The following is a 1,546-nucleotide window of genomic DNA, read 5'->3' as shown; positions in this document are numbered from 1 at the left end:
GGTGGGGACTGATCTGGCCGCCCTCGATGCCCGTGCGGTGCAGTTCACCGGCCCGGACGGTGCGATCGCCGCCAAGGGCTCCCGCGTGGTCGATCTGGCCGATGGCCAGGACGCCACTGATGCCGTCAACAAGCGCCAGCTCGATGCTGTCGCCGGCGACGTGGCTAACGTCGGCCGGGATGCCCTGCTGTTCGACGGTCAGGCATACAACGCTCGTCGCGACGGTCAGGCTACCCGTGTTACTGGTGTAGCCGATGGCGTGGAGGATTCCGACGCGGTAAATCGCGGTCAGCTCAACACAGTTCGCAATGACCTGCAGGCCCTCGATCAGGTCGCTGTGAAATACACCGACAACACCAGGACCGCCATTTCCCTGGGCGACGGCTCCCGCACTGTCCGCATGTCCAATGTCGCTGCAGGTGTGGCCGCGACGGATGCCGTCAATAGAGGCCAGCTGGACGCTGTAGCGGCTGATCTTGGGGCAGTCGCCAATGACGCCTTGATGTACGACGGCCAGGCCTACAACGCGACGCGAGGTGGCCAAGCAACCCGGATCACGGGCGTAGCGGCCGGCACCAGCAGGACCGATGCGACCAACTTCGGCCAGCTCGATGCCGTGGCGTCGATTTTCGGCGCCGGCGGCCGGTGGGCAAACGGCTCTTACGTGGCTCCGACCTTTGTCATTGGCGGCCAGACATTCACGACCGTGGGCGACGCATTTGCGGCCGTCGATGGCCGGCTTGCCGGGATCGAGGACCGGGTGACCGACGTGGAGGAACGCCCAACCAGCACGCGAGGCGTGACCTACGATGATGAAAGCCGCGACGCGGTGACCCTGGAAGGCAAGAGCGGCACGCGCGTGTCGAACGTGGCCGATGGAAAGGCCGACACCGACGCGGCGAATGTGCGCCAGGTGAAGAAGGCCGAAAGCGACAGTAAGGCGTACACCGACACAAAGACCACCGAAACACTGCAGGCCGCGAACAGCTATACAGACAAGCGCGTCAATGACGTTTCGCATGGGCTGCAGGAATTGGGCAATCGGGTGGAGCGCGGTTTCCAGCAGACCAACAAGCGCATCTCTCGACAGTCGGCGATGACGGCGGCCATGGTGCAAATGGGCATCAACGCGGCAGGCGGGCGTAGCGAGCGCGGCCGGTTGGCGTTCGGCATGGGGTTTGCGGATGGTGAGGCGGCATTTTCCGCCGGCTATGGGAAGAGTTTCGGCCGTGGATCGTTCAGCGTTGGCGGCTCATTCAGCGGTGGCGAAGTGTCGGTGGGGATGGGCGTCGGCTTCGACATGTAGTCGCGCGGGAGCATCGCCCTCCCCTCCCCTGCAGCAGGTAGCAAAATGACACCGACCTTGCAAATCTTGCCCGGATCGGGTAGCATTTTGCTACCTACAACAGAAAGGACCACGACAATGGGTGCACGTCTCGCCTCTGTCAAACTATCCTCCCAGCTGGTGGAGGACGCCCGGTCGGAGGGCGCAATCATGAACCGTTCGATCAGCGGACAGCTCGAATATTGGGCCACGATTGGCCGG

1 pseudogene is annotated in these 1,546 nt (G+C 63.6%); it reads left to right on the top strand.

Annotated features, from left to right (window positions below):
- Positions 1-1,306: pseudogene (locus tag EOD15_RS34010) on the top strand (hypothetical protein); the annotation flags it as partial.
- Between the last annotated feature and the right edge of the window lie 240 nt (positions 1,307-1,546).

It is taken from the genome of Mesorhizobium sp. M7A.T.Ca.US.000.02.2.1, from assembly GCF_003996995.1.
GTDB lineage: Bacteria > Pseudomonadota > Alphaproteobacteria > Rhizobiales > Rhizobiaceae > Mesorhizobium.
The sequence above is the reverse complement of the archived record's forward strand: the minus strand, read 5'-3'. Positions and strand labels throughout refer to the sequence as shown.